Annotated in this window: 13 protein-coding genes and 2 pseudogenes; 9 read left to right on the top strand and 6 right to left on the bottom strand. The window is 63.6% G+C overall.

Annotated elements, in window-relative coordinates; all coding sequences use genetic code 11:
* The first annotated feature begins 127 nt into the window (after window positions 1-127).
* Window positions 128-880: a hypothetical protein gene (locus tag FOM02_RS32435; protein ID WP_027558136.1), complete on the top strand. Its 753-nt coding sequence runs from the start codon at window positions 128-130 to the stop codon at window positions 878-880.
* A gap of 62 nt (window positions 881-942) precedes the next feature.
* The gene (locus FOM02_RS32430; RefSeq protein WP_027558135.1) at window positions 943-1,611 is read left to right on the top strand and encodes a hypothetical protein; all 669 of its coding nucleotides are present in this window, start codon (window positions 943-945) and stop codon (window positions 1,609-1,611) included.
* 19 nt (window positions 1,612-1,630) lie between these two features.
* Here FOM02_RS32430 and FOM02_RS32425 read toward each other — a convergent pair whose 3' ends face one another.
* The 5 genes and pseudogenes from FOM02_RS32425 to petA form a co-directional block, all read right to left on the bottom strand.
* Window positions 1,631-2,170 carry an adenine phosphoribosyltransferase gene (locus tag FOM02_RS32425; protein WP_027558134.1) on the bottom strand — a complete coding sequence of 180 codons (540 nt, stop codon included), beginning with the start codon at window positions 2,168-2,170 and terminating at the stop codon, window positions 1,631-1,633.
* Between the two features lie 137 nt (window positions 2,171-2,307).
* Entirely contained in the window at window positions 2,308-4,473 is a 2,166-nt protein-coding gene (locus FOM02_RS32420; protein ID WP_027558133.1) for an anthranilate synthase component I, read from the bottom strand.
* Between the two features lie 297 nt (window positions 4,474-4,770).
* Entirely contained in the window at window positions 4,771-5,445 is a 675-nt protein-coding gene (locus tag FOM02_RS32415) for a dienelactone hydrolase family protein (RefSeq protein WP_027558132.1), read from the bottom strand.
* Between the two features lie 213 nt (window positions 5,446-5,658).
* Window positions 5,659-7,721, bottom strand: a pseudogene (gene fbcH, locus FOM02_RS32410) (cytochrome b/c1).
* A 62-nt stretch (window positions 7,722-7,783) separates the two neighbouring features.
* Complete coding sequence (gene petA / locus FOM02_RS32405; protein ID WP_027558130.1) at window positions 7,784-8,314, bottom strand: ubiquinol-cytochrome c reductase iron-sulfur subunit; 531 nt, start codon at window positions 8,312-8,314, stop codon at window positions 7,784-7,786.
* A 279-nt stretch (window positions 8,315-8,593) separates the two neighbouring features.
* On the opposite strand from petA, the gene FOM02_RS32400 reads away from it, so the two are divergent.
* From FOM02_RS32400 to FOM02_RS32370, 7 genes are all read left to right on the top strand, one after another.
* Window positions 8,594-9,052: a tRNA (cytidine(34)-2'-O)-methyltransferase gene (locus FOM02_RS32400; RefSeq protein WP_092217874.1), complete on the top strand. Its 459-nt coding sequence runs from the start codon at window positions 8,594-8,596 to the stop codon at window positions 9,050-9,052.
* A gap of 19 nt (window positions 9,053-9,071) precedes the next feature.
* A complete protein-coding gene (gene queE, locus FOM02_RS32395; protein ID WP_027558128.1) occupies window positions 9,072-9,704 on the top strand; it encodes a 7-carboxy-7-deazaguanine synthase in 633 nt (210 codons plus the stop codon).
* Between the two features lie 17 nt (window positions 9,705-9,721).
* A complete protein-coding gene (locus tag FOM02_RS32390) occupies window positions 9,722-10,087 on the top strand; it encodes a 6-pyruvoyl trahydropterin synthase family protein (RefSeq protein WP_027558127.1) in 366 nt (121 codons plus the stop codon).
* A gap of 123 nt (window positions 10,088-10,210) precedes the next feature.
* Window positions 10,211-11,098: an oxygen-dependent coproporphyrinogen oxidase gene (gene hemF / locus FOM02_RS32385; protein WP_027558126.1), complete on the top strand. Its 888-nt coding sequence runs from the start codon at window positions 10,211-10,213 to the stop codon at window positions 11,096-11,098.
* Window positions 11,089-11,835: an HAD family hydrolase gene (locus FOM02_RS32380; protein ID WP_027558125.1), complete on the top strand. Its 747-nt coding sequence runs from the start codon at window positions 11,089-11,091 to the stop codon at window positions 11,833-11,835. Before hemF ends, FOM02_RS32380 begins: the two co-directional genes overlap by 10 nt.
* Window positions 11,836-12,133: 298 nt before the next feature.
* Window positions 12,134-13,195 carry a hypothetical protein gene (locus tag FOM02_RS32375; RefSeq protein ID WP_141262945.1) on the top strand — a complete coding sequence of 354 codons (1,062 nt, stop codon included), beginning with the start codon at window positions 12,134-12,136 and terminating at the stop codon, window positions 13,193-13,195.
* A gap of 130 nt (window positions 13,196-13,325) precedes the next feature.
* Window positions 13,326-13,553, top strand: a complete 228-nt coding sequence (locus FOM02_RS32370) for a YodC family protein (protein ID WP_027558123.1) — start codon at window positions 13,326-13,328, stop codon at window positions 13,551-13,553.
* A 137-nt stretch (window positions 13,554-13,690) separates the two neighbouring features.
* On the opposite strand, the pseudogene FOM02_RS32365 reads toward FOM02_RS32370, so the two are convergent.
* Window positions 13,691-16,732, bottom strand: a pseudogene (locus tag FOM02_RS32365) (efflux RND transporter permease subunit).
* Between the last annotated feature and the right edge of the window lie 2 nt (window positions 16,733-16,734).

Below are 16,734 nucleotides of genomic sequence, written 5' to 3'. Positions count from 1 at the left end.
GGCGTGCCGAGGATTTGAATTCTCCCTTGTTTCTGCCATGTTCGCGCCCAACAGCAGACTCGGGACATCGGTCTCGGGCCCGGCCGATTGCGACCTCGCGATCGGGGGCGCGCGTTAGGGGACAGCAATGGCAAAGCCGGCAGTGGTTGTGGTGGGCGCGGACAAGGGCGGGGTCGGCAAGACCACGGTATCGCGCACCCTGCTCGATTATTTCTCAGCCAACAACGTGCCGACTCGTGCCTTCGACACGGAGTCGCCGCGCGGAACCCTGAAGCGCTTCCACCCTGATATCACCGAGATCGTCGACATGACGACGACGGCCGACCAGATGAAAATTTTCGACACGCTCAACGCGGTCAGCCCGTCGGTCACCGTCATCGACGTCCGCGCCGGTCTGCTCTCGCCCGCGCTGGCCTCGCTCCGCGACATCGGCTTCCTCGACGCCGCCAAGGCCGGCCAGATCACCTTCGCGGTGTTCCATATCCTCGGCCCCTCGATCGCCTCGCTGGAGGAAATCGCCGAGACCGCCGGCTTCATGACCGGCGCGAAATACTTCCTGGTCAAGAATTTCATCAACGATACCCAGTTCTTCCAGTGGGATCAGGCGACCTATAATTCCTATTTCCACCGCATCAAGGACGCCACCGAGCTGACCATCCCCAAGCTCAACGAGATGGCCTATGAGCAGGTCGAGGTGTCGTCCGTTCCGTTCCTGAAATTCGTCGCCAACAAGGGCATCAGCGACGAGGCCGCGAACTATTCCTTCGTGCTACGCGGCTATGTCCGGCACTGGCTGGCCAATGTCTGGAGCGAGTTCGACCGCATTCGCCTGACGGACATCGTCGGTTCGAAGCCGGTGACCCGCAACAGCGAAAAATAGTTGCGGACCCCGGGCGGATACGGCTGGATTGGGCGGCAAGTTCGCTCAAATAATAACCCGCAATGTCCGCGACACCCGTCTACATCATCTGCTCGCCCCGCCCGCAGGTCGGCAAGACCCTGCTGGCGCGGCTTCTGAGCGAATTCCTGCTGCTCAAGAACGGCAACGTGGCGGCCTTCGACGTCAATCTGAAGGAGCCGTCGCTGCTGGACTATCTGCCTGGCATCACCGAGACCGCCGACGTGATCGACACCTACGGCAAGATGCAGCTGATGGACCGCGTCATCGTCGATGACGGCCTCGCCAAGGTCATCGACCTCGGCTTCCACGCCTTCGACGAGTTCTTCAAGATGACCGAGGAGATCGGCCTGCTCAAGGAAGCGGCACGCCGGCATGTCGCACCGCAGATCATGTTCGTCGCCGACACCGACCGCGTCTCGGCGCGCGCCCACGAGATGCTGCGCGGACAGATCCCCCGGATGAGCTTGATCACGGTTGACAATGAATATGTCGTGCGCGGCGAGCTACCGGCCGCGATGGAAGGCGGCCGGCTGTTCCGCCTGCCCGCGCTGCCCGGCTTCCTGAAAACCTATATCGACCGGCTGAACTTCTCCTTCACCGGCTATCTGCGCCAGGAGAAGGACTCTTCGACCGAGCTCCACCAGTGGACCCGGAGGAATTACCTCGCCTTCCGCGAGCTGGAGCTCAACCTGATCCTGCAGAGGTCGTGACCCGAAACGACCCGGGCGCTCAGTGCCCCTCGAACGTCATCAGCGTGCGTACCGGCAGGTCCATGGCGCGCAGCTTGGCGGCGCCGCCGAGCTCGGGCAGGTCGACGATGAAGCAGGCAGCGATCACGTTGGCGCCGATCTGGCGCAGCAGTTTTACAGCGCCCTCCGCGGTGCCGCCGGTGGCGATGAGATCGTCGACGAGAATGACGCGTTCACCGGGCTGGACCGCATCCACATGCATCTCCATCTCGTCGATGCCGTATTCGAGCGAGTAGGCGATGCGCACGGTGGTGTGCGGCAGCTTGCCCTTCTTGCGGATCGGCACGAAGCCGGCCGAGAGCTGATGCGCCACCGCCCCGCCGATGATGAAGCCGCGCGCTTCCATGCCGGCGACCTTGTCGATCTTGTTGCCGGCCCAGGGATTGACGAGCTCGTCCACGGCGCGGCGGAAGGCGCGCGCATCGGCGAGCAAGGTCGTGATATCGCGGAACATGACCCCCGGCTTGGGATAGTCGGGGATGGTGCGGACGCTCGCCTTCAGGTCGTGGTCAAAGGTCATTTGTATCCCATGTTAGCTGTCATTCCGGAGCGGCTCGAAGAGCCGAACTCTGGTGCGCAATTGCGCACCTGAGAATCTCGAGATTCCGGGTCTGGTGCTTGCGCACCATCCCGGAATGACGAGCATGAAACATGCACTCAATTCGTCCCGGCATCCAGCCGGAACGCATTCTCGACAATCTTCAAGCCCACCTCGTTGCCGAGCGACATCAGCGATTCCGGGTGGAATTGCACGCCGGCGACCGGCAGGGTCTTGTGCTCCAGCGCCATGGCGACGCCGTCCTCGGTGCTGGCGGTGACGCTTAGCACCTCCGGCATGCTGTCGCGCTCGACGAACAGCGAATGATAGCGGCCGATGACAATCTCGTTCGGCAGATTGCGCATCAAGCGTCCGCCGCGCACCTGCACCCGCGACGGCCGGCCGTGGGCGGGATGGGTGAGCTGGCCGAGCTCGCCGCCGAAATATTCGCCGATGGCCTGCACGCCGAGGCAGACGCCGAACACCGGCAGCTGCTTCTCCAGCGCCGCATCGATCGTCTTTTTGATCCCGAAATCTTCGGGGCGCCCAGGGCCAGGCGACAGCACGAGCAAATCCCACCTCTTGCGCTTGAGCATGTCGAGCGCATGCACATAGCGGACCACGGTGACCTCGGCGCCGACCTGGCGGAAATAGTCGGCGAGCATATGCACAAAGCTGTCGTCGTGGTCGATCAGCAGCACCTGCTTGCCCGAGCCTGTGGCATCGGGCGCGAAAGTGGAGAGCGGCTTTGGCGGATCGCCGCGCAGCGCCTGGAACAATGCGGCAGCCTTGACCTGGCACTCGCGGTCTTCCGCGGCGGGATCGGAGTCGAACAGACAAGTCGCGCCGACCCGCACTTCGGCAAGGCCGTCTTTCATGCGGATGGTGCGGATGGTGAGGCCGGTGTTGATGCTGCCGTCAAAATTCACCGCGCCGATGGCGCCGGCGTACCAGCGCCGGGGCGAGCGTTCGTGATCCTCGACGAACTGCATCGCCCAGAGCTTTGGCGCGCCGGTTACGGTCACCGCCCAGGCATGGGTGAGGAAGGCGTCGAGCGCGTCGAAGCCGGGGCGCAGCATGCCCTCGACGTGATCGACGGTGTGGAACAGCTTTGAGTAGGTCTCGATCTGCCGCCTCGCCAGCACCTTGATGGTGCCGGGCACGCAGACGCGCGCCTTGTCGTTGCGATCGACGTCGGTGCACATGTTGAGCTCGAACTCGTCCTTCTCCGAGTTCAGCAGCTGGCGGATTTGTTCGGCATCACCGATCGCGTCGGTGCCGCGCGCGATCGTGCCCGAGATCGGGCAGGTCTCGACGCGGCGTCCGTCCGAGCGCACGAACATTTCCGGCGAGGCAGAGACGAGGAATTCGCCCTCGCCGAGATTCATCAGCGCGCCATAGGGCGACGGGTTGATGACGCAGAGCCGCTGAAACACTTCGGCCGGCGAGCGATCGCATGGTTCTGCGAAGAGCTGGCCGGGCACGGCCTCGAACAAATCGCCGCGGGCAAACGCCGCGCGCGCGGTCTCGACGGTCGCCTGATACTCGCCGGGCGCGTGATCGGCAAAGCCCTGGCGCGGCGTCTTCAGATACGGGCTCTCGGCGGTCTCGCGCGGCAGGCCCTCGGTGGATTTGCCCTTCCAGGCAAAATCGTAGGTGAGCACCACGCCGCGGCCGGTGGCGCGGTCATAGGCCAGCAGGCGATCGGGAACGTACAGCACGATGTCGCGCTGGTCGGCCTCGCGCGGGCGTTTTTGCACGAGGTCCTCGATCTGGAACACGAGGTCATAGGCGAAGGCGCCGAACAGGCCGAGCAGCCCATCGTCATTGGCGGAGAAAGCGGCAATGATGTCGCGCACCAGCGACATCACGCTGGCGCGCCGCGTGCGCTGGTCCTCCTCGACCGGCGCATCGCCGCGGATGATGTGGCCGGCAAGGCGTGTCGCGGTCTTCTCGGAGATGACGACGCAGGGCTCGCGCAAGACGTCCGCGAGGAAGGCGATCAGCACCTCGCCGCGCGCGTTGAGCGCCTCCAGCTTGAAATCGACGCCTGATGTCTCGAGCTTGAGCGGCGGATCGGAGAAGCCGAGGTCAAAGCTCTCGTAGCGGCCGGGCACGGTGGTGCCCGAGGACAGCACCACGCCACGGCGGCGGTCGAGCAGGTTGATGAGATCGTCGAGCCGGTTGGCGCCGCCGGTGAACTGCTCCGCGACACGCGTGATCGCGAGACCGCCTCGGGTCACGTAATCGCTTCTGGCCGGGAGGGCAAAGACTGTCCTGTTCATGTGATCCTCTTGGGGTCCTCTTACGAGACTTGCCGAGGGAACGCCACACAGGACAAACGAGAAGGCCGCCGCGCTGTGCTGGCGACCTCAGACGATTTGGGAAAGGAAAATCGCACCGGCCACCTCTTTAGGAGGTGCGCCACCAAAGACGGGCTGGGCGGACGGCGGTGCTCATGGGGCGGATACTCACCATGGCCCGGGGGCGGCGTCAAGGGTGGCGGCAAGGCGGTAGCCCGGATGGAGCGAACGGGGCGACGCTTCGCGCCGATCCGTTGGCTCCATCCGGGCTACGAGCGATCACCCGAGATGCTTCCGGAAAAACTCCGTCGCCCTGCCCCAGGCGAGTTCGGCGGCTTCGCGGTCGTGCACGGCCTGGCGCTGCTCGTTGACGAAGGCGTGTTCGGCGTCATAGCGGAACAGCTCGAGCGACTTGCCGGCGGCCTTCATGGCCTTCTCGAAGCCGCTGACCAGCTCCGGCGTGCACCAGTCGTCCTTGTTGGCGAAATGGGCCTGGAGCGGGATCTTGACGTCGGCGGGCTTGGCGGCCTGCTCCGGCGGGATGCCGTAGAACACGACGCCGGCGGCGAGCTCAGGCACATGGACCGCGCCGATGATGGTGACGGCACCGCCGAGGCAGAAGCCTGTCAGCCCGACCTTGGCACCGTTGCGCGACAGATATTGCGCGGCGCCGCGCACGGTCTGCGTGGTGGCATCCATGAAGTCGAGCGAGTTCATTTCCTTGTTGGCGGAATCCGTGTCGTGATACGGCACCACCTTGCCCTTGTAGAGATCGGGCGCCAGCGCATCGAAGCCGGCCAGCGCAAAGCGATCGCACAGGCCCTTGATCTGGTCCGACAGGCCCCACCATTCCTGGATCACGACCACGCCCGGCGCATTGCCGCGCGCGGCATTGGCGAGATAGCCCGAGGCGTCCTTGCCGTCCGGGCGCTTGAAGGTGATCGTGGTTCCCATGGTGTCCTCCGGTGAGTTTCTTGGGGGAGCGGTTGACGGCATTTTGGCGGGTGAGGACGTGTGAAGCAATCCACACTCTCGTCATTCCGGGGCGGTGCGCAGCACCGAACCCGGAATCCCGAGATTCCGGGTTCGCGCTATCGCGCGCCCCGGAATGACCGCACAACAAAAAAGCCCCCTTGCGGGGGCTTCTTTATTCTCGTCGCGCGCCGCTCAGTGGGAGTCGGCCCAGACCTTCTTCTTGGTGAAGTACATCAGCAGCGCGAAGATGATCAGGAACACGAACACCTGGAAACCGAGGCGCTTGCGCGCTTCCATGTGCGGTTCGGCGGTCCACATCAGGAACGTGGTGACGTCCTTGGAGTATTGCGCGACCGTGGTCGGCGAGCCGTCGTCATAGGTCACCTGGCCGTCGCTGAGCGGCTTCGGCATCTTGATGGCGTGGCCCGGGAAGTACCTGTTGAAGTAGGAGCCCTCCGGGATCGTCACGCCCTCCGGCACCTTCTCCTCAAAACCCTGGAGCACCGCCGCGACATAGTCCGGGCCCTGCTCCTGGTACTGGGTGAAGAAGTCGAAGATGAACCAGGGGAAACCGCGGCCGTAGGAACGCGCCTTGGTGATCAGCGACAGGTCGGGCGGCGCCGCACCGCCGTTGGCCGCACGGGCGGCCTGCTCGTTCGGGAACGGCGAGGGGAAGTAGTCGGCTGCCCGGCCAGGGCGCTCGAACATGTCGCCCGCGTCGTTCGGACCATCCTTGATCTTGTAGTCGGAGGCGAAGGCTGCCACCTGCGCCACGGAATAGCCGGGGCCACCGGGTTCACCGAGATTGCGGAAGGCGACGTAGGACAGGCCGTGGCAGTTGGCGCAGACCTCCTTGTAGACCTTCAGGCCGCGCTGGAGCGCGCCGCGGTCGAACTTGCCGAACGGACCTGAGAACGACCATTTGTTGCCCGGCGGCTTGTCGCTGCCTTCACTGGCCCGGGCATCCCCGAGGCTGCCGAGGAACAGCGCACCGGCGGCGACCAGCGCGACCGCGACGGAGGCCACAGCCTTGCTGCCCTTGGCGAGGATCGCCTCCGAGATCGAGTTCGGCACCGGCCGCGGCGTCTCGATGCGCGAGAGCAGCGGCAGCACGATCAGGAAATAGGCGAAGTAGCACACCGTCAGGACCCGGCCGGCAACCACGTAGATGCCTTCCGGCGGCTGCGCGCCGAGATAGCCGAGCAGGATGCAGACCGCGACGAAGATCCAGAAGAACTGCTTGGCCAGCGGACGGTACTTCGACGACCGCGTCCTGGCGCTGTCCAGCCAGGGCAGGAAGCACAGGATGATGATCGCCGAGAACATCGCGATGACGCCCGCGAGCTTGTTCGGGATCGAGCGCAGGATCGCGTAGAACGGCAGGTAATACCATTCCGGCACGATGTGCGGCGGCGTCACGCCCGGGTTCGCCGGAATGTAGTTGTCGGCATCGCCCAGATAGTTCGGCATATAGAAGATGAACCAGGCGTAGAGCAGCAGGAAGCAGGACACGCCGAACATGTCCTTGATGGTCGCGTGCGGCGTGAACGGCACCGTGTCCTTTTCCGTCTTCGGCTCGACGCCGTCGGGATTGTTCTGGCCGGCGACGTGCAGCGCCCAGACGTGCAGCACGACGACGCCTGCGATCAGGAACGGCAAGAGATAGTGCAGCGAGAAGAAGCGGTTCAGCGTCGGGTTGCCGACCGAATAGCCGCCCCACAGCAGCGTCACGATGCTCTCGCCGACATAGGGAATGGCGGAGAACAGGTTGGTGATGACGGTGGCGCCCCAGAAGCTCATCTGGCCCCACGGCAGCACGTAGCCCATGAAGCCCGTCGCCATCATCAGGAGGTAGATGATGACGCCGAGGATCCACAGCACCTCGCGCGCTCCTTGTAGGAGCCGTAATAGAGGCCGCGCAGCATGTGGACATAGACCGCGAAGAAGAACATCGACGCGCCGCAGGCGTGCATGTTGCGCAGCAGCCAGCCGTAATTGACGTCACGGACGATCAGCTCGACCGACTTGAAGGCGAGATCGGCATGCGGCGTGTAGTGCATCGCCAGGATGACGCCGGTGAGGATCTGCATCCCCAGCATGAAGGAGAGGATGGCGCCGAAGGTCCACCAGTAGTTCAGGTTGCGCGGGGTGGGATAGACGACGAAGGAAGAGTGCATGAGGCCGAGGATCGGCAGACGCCGCTCGATCCATTGCAGGGCCGGATTGCTCGGCTGGTAGTCGGATGGTCCGCTCATGATGCGATCCTGAGGAAATATAACGACGAGACGGCGCGAAGCTTCGGACGCAGGTCCGCAGCTCAGCCGATCTGGATTTTGGTGTCGGAAACGAACTGGTACGGCGGCACGGCCAGGTTCGCGGGCGCGGGTCCCTGGCGGATGCGGCCGGACGAGTCGTACTGCGACCCATGGCAGGGGCAGAAGAAGCCGTCGTAATTGCCCTCATGGGCGATCGGGATGCAGCCGAGATGGGTGCAGATGCCGATCACGACCAGCCACTGCTCATGGCCGGACTTGACGCGGGCCTCGTCGGTCTGCGGATCGGGCAGGCTCGCCACGTTGACGGCGCGCGCCTCGTCGATCTGCTTCTTGGTGCGGTGGCTGATGTAGATCGGCTTGCCGCGCCAGAACACCTTGATGTCCTGGCCCTCGGCGACCGGGCTGAGATCGACCTCGATCGGCGCACCGGCGGCGATGGTCGACGCATCGGGATTCATTTGGGAGATGAAGGGCCAGAGCGCGGCTGCGCCCCCTACTGCTGCAGCTGCCCCTGTTGCAACGAATAAGAAATCACGGCGTGTCGGATGGTCCGCCGAAGACGCTGTCGTCACGATTCCAACCCTTTCTTCTTATGCTGCCGGCGGAACCGCTCCGGGAGCCCCCAAGGTCCCCAGAACAGCCTGCCGGCGCCCGCGGCCCCCCGCGGCGGCAGAACTTCACTTGTCCCCACCAAAACAAGGGCGAAAACAGCAGTCCAGAATCGTTCTATTGGCACCCTTGCCGGGCGAGCGCAAGCCCGCTAACGGCGCGGGAGCGTGCAATGCACGAATTCCCGCGCCAGCGATGTTTTATTGAGACAATTCGGTCCCGGCCCAACCCGACATCAAGCCATGCAGATAGCGCTTTTCCAGCCTGACATCCCCCAGAACACCGGCACGATTCTCCGCCTCTGCGCCTGCCTGGGTATGACTGCCCATATCATCGAGCCGGCAGGGTTCCCGGTCTCCGACCGCCATTTCCGCCGGGCGGGAATGGATTATCTTGACCATGTCAGCATCGTCAGACACGACTCCTGGGCGAAGTTCGAGGAGTGGCGCGCGGCACAGGGCTACCGCCTGCTCCTGTTCACCACCAAGGGTGCCACCGACTACCGCGATTTCCGTTACCAGACGGCGGACATCCTGCTATTCGGGCGCGAGAGCGCCGGGGTCACCGACGCGGTGGTCGAGGCCGCGGATGCGCGGCTGGTGATCCCGATCAATCCGGGGCTGCGGTCGCTCAATGTCGCCATGAGCGCGGCGATGGCCGCAGGCGAAGCGCTGCGGCAGCTCCGGAACCCGCAAGTTTGAGACCATTGAGGAGAGACCAGTGAGTTACGCGGTCAAGGAGATCTTCCTGACCCTGCAAGGCGAAGGCGCCCATGCCGGGCGCGCGTCGGTGTTCTGCCGTTTTGCCGGCTGCAACCTCTGGAGCGGCCGCGAGGCCGACCGCACGGACGCCGTGTGCAAGTTCTGTGACACGGACTTCGTCGGCACCGACGGCACGCTCGGCGGCCGTTACGCCTCGGCTGCGGATCTCGCCGACACCATCGCCGCGCAGTGGACCGCCTCCAACGACAACCGCTATGTGGTGCTTACCGGCGGCGAGCCGCTGCTCCAGGTCGACGCCGACCTGATCGATGCGCTCCATGCCCGCGGCTTCGAGATCGGCGTCGAGACCAACGGCACGATTGCAGCGCCTGACGGCCTCGACTGGATCTGCGTCAGCCCCAAGGGCGGCAGCGAGCTCGTGCAGACGCGCGGGCATGAGCTGAAGCTGGTCTATCCGCAGGCCCTCGCCGCCCCCGAGACCTTCGAGGGCCTCGCCTTCGAGCGCTTCTCGCTCCAGCCGATGGACGGGCCCGAGGTCACGGAGAACACCGCGCGCGCGATCGACTATTGCCTGCGCCACCCGCAGTGGCGGCTGAGCGTGCAGACGCATAAATCGCTCGGCATCAGATAGGATTGGTTTTCGGACAGATGTGGGAATTGACCAAATCGTTCCGCTTCGAAGCGGCGCACTCACTATCGGGCACGACCTTCGGTGCAGCGAGCGAAGAGATCCACGGCCACTCCTTCCGCGCCGAGGTGACGCTGCGCGGCACGCCCGATCCCAAGACGGGCATGGTGGTCGACCTCGGCCTCGTGCAGCGCGCCATCGAGGACGTCAGGCTCACGCTCGACCACAAGTACCTCAACAAGATCGAGGCACTGGGCACGCCGACGCTGGAAAACCTCTCGCGCTTCGTCTGGGAGCGGCTGGCGCATATCGGCAAGCTGACCCGCGTCAGCATCCACCGCGACAGTTGCAACGAGAGCTGCACCTATTACGGTCCGCAAGAATAGTCACGATCTCGTAGGGTGGGCAAAGCGGAGCGTGCCCACCAATCAAGACGACGGTGAAAGATGGTGGGCACGGCGCGAGGACGCCTTTGCCCACCCTACGGCAGCTTCGCTCGGGAATAGATGATGGACGCATCGACAATCGAAGACCGCAAGAGCCGCGCCCGCGCCTGGTTCGAAGCCCTGCGCGATGACATCTGCGCAAGCTTCGAGCGGCTCGAGGACGACGCGCCGCAGAGCCTCTATCCGGGCGAGGCCGGCCGCTTCGAACGCACGCCCTGGCAGCGCACCGACCACTCTGGCGCGGCGGGCGGCGGCGGCATGATGTCGATGATGCATGGGCGCCTGTTCGAGAAGGTCGGCGTGCATTGCTCGACCGTGCATGGCGAATTCGCACCCGAGTTTCGCGCGCAGATTCCGGGCGCGGCGGAGGACCCGAAATTCTGGGCCTCCGGCATCTCGCTGATCGCACATATGCGCAATCCGCATGTGCCCGCCGTGCACATGAACACGCGCTTCGTCGTCACCACCAAAGCCTGGTTCGGCGGCGGCGCGGACCTGACGCCGGTGCTCGACCGCCGGCGCACGCAGGAGGATGCCGACACGCTCGCTTTCCATGCCGCGATGAAAGAGGCGTGCGACCAGCCGAACGGCGTTGCCGACTACGACAAGTACAAGAAGTGGTGCGACGAGTATTTCTACCTGCCGCACCGGAAAGAGGCGCGCGGCATCGGCGGCATCTTCTACGACTGGCACGACAGCGGCGATTGGGACGCCGACCTCGCCTTCACGCGGGATGTCGGCCGCACCTTCCTGAAGATCTACCCCGAGATCGTCAGGCGTAATTTCGCGAGCGCCTGGACGGCCGATGATCGCGAGGAGCAACTGATCCGGCGCGGGCGCTATGTCGAATTCAACCTGCTCTACGACCGCGGCACCATCTTCGGGCTCAAGACCGGCGGCAATGTGGACTCCATCCTGTCGTCGCTGCCGCCGGAGGTGAAATGGCCATGAGCGCTTTGAGGCCACTGCCGCGCGCCATGTTGATCGACATGGACGACACCATCCTGTCGGCCTATGGCCGGCCCGAGATCGCCTGGAACACCATCGCCAACGAATTCGCCGCAGAGCTTGCCCCGCTGCCGCCGCGGGAGGTCGCAACGGCGGTGCTGGCCTTCGCGCGAAACTTCTGGACCAATGCGGACGCCTCGTGGCGGCTCAGGCTCGCCGAAGCCCGTCATCTGACGGTGAAGGGCGGCTTCGCCGCGCTCGCCGCCGCCGGCCACCGCGCGCTCCCCGACGAGCTCGCCATCCGCATCGCCGACCGCTTCACCGCCTATCGCGAGGAGGAGATGTTCGTCTTCCCCGGCGCGCATGAGGCGATCGACCAGTTGAAGGCGCTCGGGGTCAAGCTCGCGCTGGTGACCAACGGCGCCGCCGATACCCAGCGCGCCAAGGTCGAGCGCTTCGAGCTCGCGCACCGCTTCCACCACATCCAGATCGAAGGCGAGCACGGTTTCGGCAAGCCCGAGGAGCGCGCCTATCTGCACGCGATGGAGGCGCTCGGCGTCAGCGCGAAAGACACCTGGATGATCGGCGACAATCTGGAATGGGAAGTCGTGACGCCGCAGCGGCTCGGCATCTATGCGATCTGGATCGACGTGCATGGCGACGGCCTGCCCGCAGGCTCGACCGTCAGGCCCGACCGCATCATCCGCTCGCTGACCGAGCTCGTGCCGGACCGGGCTTGATCGGGGCACGCCACCAAAAATCGAAAACAACCCCATGCACAGTAGCGGGGTGTTGCAAATTCAAGAGATTGCTGATTTTCAGAATAGTCGTTGACGCGTCGGGCAAAACAGGGGCATGATGTCATCGTCGCGATGTCCGATGGACAGGCGGGCCCGCATCATCCGCTCGCCCATCGAGCCGCTGCCTCCCGACATCCGACAGCGCCCCTGCCCCACTTGAAGTGAAATACCTCACAGTTCGCAATCCGCGATTGCGCTACTTTTGCGCCATGGGGCGTGGAGTGAGTTGGAGGCGATCATGGAGCAGGAGAAGGAGAAGGACGCAGCGCAGAAGCAGCCTCCCGCCGAGGAACCGCTGGGTTGGCTCGCCAAGTTCGATCGCCGTTTCACCCTCGTCAAAGGCCTCTCGGTCGTGACGGTGCTGAGCAGCCTCTTTGTCGGATCCTTTCAGTACCTGGGATCCTATCAGGACAAGGTGAGCGCTCAGGCCAAGGAAAACATGCAAGCCGCGGCGAAGACGTTCGACGACATCTCGACGAAGTTTTCCCAGGTACAGGCGCTGCAACAGCAGCTGTTCTCCGACTACGCGACCGCACTCGACGATCGCGCCGACGCCAGCGAGCAGGCTCTTGCCGTCAAGAGCGCCCAGGAGATTCTGAAGGTTTACGAAGACGCCCAGCTCGCCCTGTTCGAAACCGGCGAGTTGATGGCGCGCAACGCCCAGATGTACATCGACTGGGCGACGAACTTCAGGCGCGATCCGACGGAACAATCTGCCCCGACCAGCGATCCCCTCGACCAGACCCTGCTGCGCGCGTATGACTTCGATTGCGACCACAACCTGCCGCAATTCATGCCCGCGAACGGCAGCACGGTCGCCGCCCCGCGCGTCTCTGCCGAGAATGCGTGCACGATCGATGCCAAGCATAATTGGGACCCGGCCTATTCCTACGTCGATATCTGTCCCAAGAACCGCGAGAAGGCCGGCTCGAACGAGTCCGTGACGATTCATTGGTACAGCGCCAAGCACCAGGTGCTGGTGATGCACTATTGCCTGCGCAATCTGCACGAGAGATTGGCGCCGGTGCGCCACTGGGCTTCGCGACCCGAAGCGAAGGCGGCCGCGAGCGAGGCTTCACCGCCGGTCGATCGGGACAACATCCAATTGGCGATCGACCTTCAGGCCAAGCGGCTCAACGCCTTCATGAACCTTGCGACCTTCGACATGGACGGCATCCGGGAGAGCTATCGTCCGGACAGCTTTGCCTGCCGTGTCCCGATCGTGACGTCCGTGGTGGGCTTCTTCAACGATTCCTGCACGCCGATCAAAACGACGCCGATCATCGTCACCAGGCGTTGATATCGCACCGAAATTTCGGGCGGCGCGGAGGCGTCCGCATCACCGGCTGAAACCCGGCCGCCGGTGATCGCCCTGTCATGACCGCCTGCTAACTTCGCCGCCGCGTCGATCAACTCGAAAGGGACAATCCATGGACTTGAAAGCCGGCGATGTCGTGATGCTGAAATCCGGCGGCCAGCCGCTGACCGTCGCGGAAGTGAAAGAAGACGACGTGCTCTGCCTCTGGATGGGCATGGAAGGCGACCTGTTCCGCGAGACGCTGCCGCTGGCCACGCTCGTGCAGGTGGAGGAAGACCCCGACGAGGAAGAGGACGACGAAGATGAGGATGAAGACGAGGACGACGAAGACGAGGAGTAGGCGCGCCTAAGACCGCATCCTCATCAGGCCGGAGCGTTCCGCTCCGGCGCTCTGATGTCCGCCTCTCTGCCGATAACGCTGCAATGGCGGACATCGCTGGATGGCGCGGATGGGCCAGAACTGACAATGCGATGGCTTCAATGGTGACTCCCGCCGAACCGGAAGAGCAAAAAATAGCCCGCCGGAACGAAAAACAATGTCAGCAACGAGGCGATGGCGAGCCCGGACATCATGAGTATCGCCATTGGCTGCCACAGCGCGCCACCCGCGATCGCCATCGGCGCCAGTCCGAGAACGGTAGTCGCCGAAGTCAAGAGGATCGGCCGTAGCCGCTTTTCGGCGGCCGAAACGATCGCGTCCCGTAAACTCAGCTCCCTTCGTTCGATGTCGATCTGATCAATCAATACGATCGCGTTATTGATGATGATTCCCGACAGGCTAATGATGCCGAGCGTTCCGAAGAAGGAAAGCGGTTGCCCGGTCAGCAGCAGGCCATAGGGGATGCCGATCAGGATCAGCGGAACGGTGATGAACGTCAGGAGCGTGCGGCGGAACGAGTTGAATTGCAGAATGATCGCAAGCACCATGACCCCCAGGGCAAGGGGAAATCCAGCGACGAGCTTCTGGTTTGTCTCCGCACTCTGTTCGATCTCACCTCCGATCGCGACATGATAGCCGCCTGCAAGGTTGAGAGTCTGCAGACCCGGGCGAATGGACTCGAGAAGCTGACCAGCCGTCATGGATGCACCCCGCGCAGACACCGTGATCGTTCGCTCCTGATTCTTCCGGCGGATGCGCGCAAGATCGAATTCGGGCCGCAGCCTCGCGAACTGCGCCAGCGGAATCAGACCGCCGTTCTTCGCAAAGGTCGCACTGGTGAGACCTTCCAGGTTTTCCGACGTGTAGGCTCCGGCGCGGAGCACGATCGGAATGAGATTGTCGCCTTCGCGATAGGTCGACACCGCGTCGCCGCTGAAATAGGTGTTGAGGAGCTGGGCGATGTCTTCCGTGGTTATTCCAAGCTGGCGCGCGCGGTCCTGATCTATCTCGACGACCACTTTGATGAGCTTGTTGCCCCAATCGTCCTCATTTTCCCGGACGCCCGCTACGGCGCGAAGCAGCGATTGCACGTGTTCGCTCAGCTTCAAGAGGCGATCGGCATCGGGTCCGGAGATCTCAACGTCGACGATCCCCGATTCCACGGCCCCCATTGCAAGACGCTTGATCTTGAAGCGCCCCTCGGGGTGATTGGTGTAGAGGTACTTCCAGGCACGATCCGCTGCCCGCACCGCGCCGGGGTAATCGTTGGCATCGACAAGGAAGAAGGCCGACGCGGGATCGGGCGCCACAGGGGTCAACGTCAGATAGAAGCGCGGACCGCCGTCTCCGATATAGACGATGTTGCTAGCGACCTCGGGATTTTGCGTTTTGTCGCCGAGCCATCTGGAAATCGCCAGAGCCTGCGTCTCGGTGCGGGAAATATCCGTGCCATCGGGCATGTTCATGTAGATCAGAAATTGGTTGCGCTCGCTTAGCGGAAACATCTGTCTCGGCACGCGGCCGAACAACGCAACAGAAAGCACGATCAGGCCGATGCACGCAGCCAGCACGAGAGGAGCGAACCGGAGCCCGGCCTGCAGGGCCGTGCCGTAAATCCGTTGCAGCGGTGACGGAGACGCGGGCCGGTTTTCGCTGATCTCGACGCGGCCGAACAGCCAGACGGTCAGTGCCGGTAGGATGTAGAGGGCGGCGAGCCAAGAACCGGCCAACGTCAGGGCGACGACTGCGGCGAGTGAGTAACCGTATTCGCCCGACGATCCCGGCAACAGAAACAGGGGCAAGAAGGCCGCGACCGTGGTAACCGAGGATATCAGCAGCGGAAAGGCATATTGCTCTCCGGAGGCAAGACCCGCAGCCTGGGCCGGCGTGCCGCGACCGATGCGACTGACGATATCCTCGACGATCACCACGCCATTGTCCACGAGAAGGCCAAGGGCAATGATGATGGCCGCGATCGAGACCTGCTCGAGCGCAATGCCGAGCTAACGCATGCCGATCAGCGCAAACATGATGGCAAACGGAACGATCATCGCCGCGATCAACCCCGCACGCAGGCCGAGAAACAGCACGACCAGCGCAGCCACGACCACGAAGGTTTGCGCCACGCTCGACAGCGCGGAATTGACGGAAGCGCGGACCTGATCGGCCTGGAAGCTCGCAAAGCTGATCGCGTACCCGATCGGAAGTTGTCGCTCATAGGCCTCCGCCTCGGCGCGCAGCCTCCGTCCGAGTTGCGTCACATCCTGGTCAGGCTGCATGATTACGCTGAGCACGACTGCGGCTCGCCCGTTGAAATAGACGGGCTTGGTCTTGGGAGAGACGTATCCGCGGTGAACGGTCACAAGATCGGCGAGCCGCACCAGGCTGTCCGTCACGCCCACGCGGGTCAGCATGGTCTCGATCGCACGCACGTTCGGAAAATCGCCGGATGTTTCCAACAGCAGTCGGGTGCCGTCCACGTTCATGGACCCAGATGGAACCACAACGTTCTGCGCCTGCAGATCTTTTACCAGCGCGTTGACCTGGACGCCGACGGAGCCGAGTTTGCGCACATCGAGCTCAAGCCAAACCCGTTCGTCCTGAACGCCGAGAAGGTCGATCTTGGCGGTCCCGGGCAGATCATAGAGCTTCTTGCGAAAGTCTTCCCCGACGTCCTTCAATTCTCGCTGTGAAAAGCCCTCGCCGGTGATCGCGATCGTCGCGATTGCGACGTCACCGAAGTCGCTGTTGACGAAGGGGCCGGCGACGCCGGCGGGCAGCTCGACCTTCACGTCGCCCATCTTGTCACGCAGACGTTGCCAGGTCGCATTGACGTTGCCAATCTCATCCTTGAGATCGACGTAAATGATGAGCGATCCTTCGCTGGCAAGCGTTCTGATATCCTTGACTTCGGCCAACTCGCGGATCTTGCGCTCGATCGGAATCGCAATCAGGTTTTCAACGCGCTCCGGTGCCATTCCCGGCGACAGCGCCGATACCACCGCGGTCCGGATCACGACGACCGGATCTTCACGCTTGGGAAAACTCGGGTAGAGCGCCACGCCCGCAGCAAGCAGTACGATCATGACTGCAATGGTGAATCGTGACCGGGCGAGACTAAATCGCGTGAGGAAGTTCACGT

Origin of the sequence: Bradyrhizobium sp. SEMIA (assembly GCF_014844175.1) — a bacterium.
Lineage (GTDB): Bacteria > Pseudomonadota > Alphaproteobacteria > Rhizobiales > Xanthobacteraceae > Bradyrhizobium > Bradyrhizobium arachidis.
This window is presented reverse-complemented; position numbering and strand designations above follow the sequence as displayed.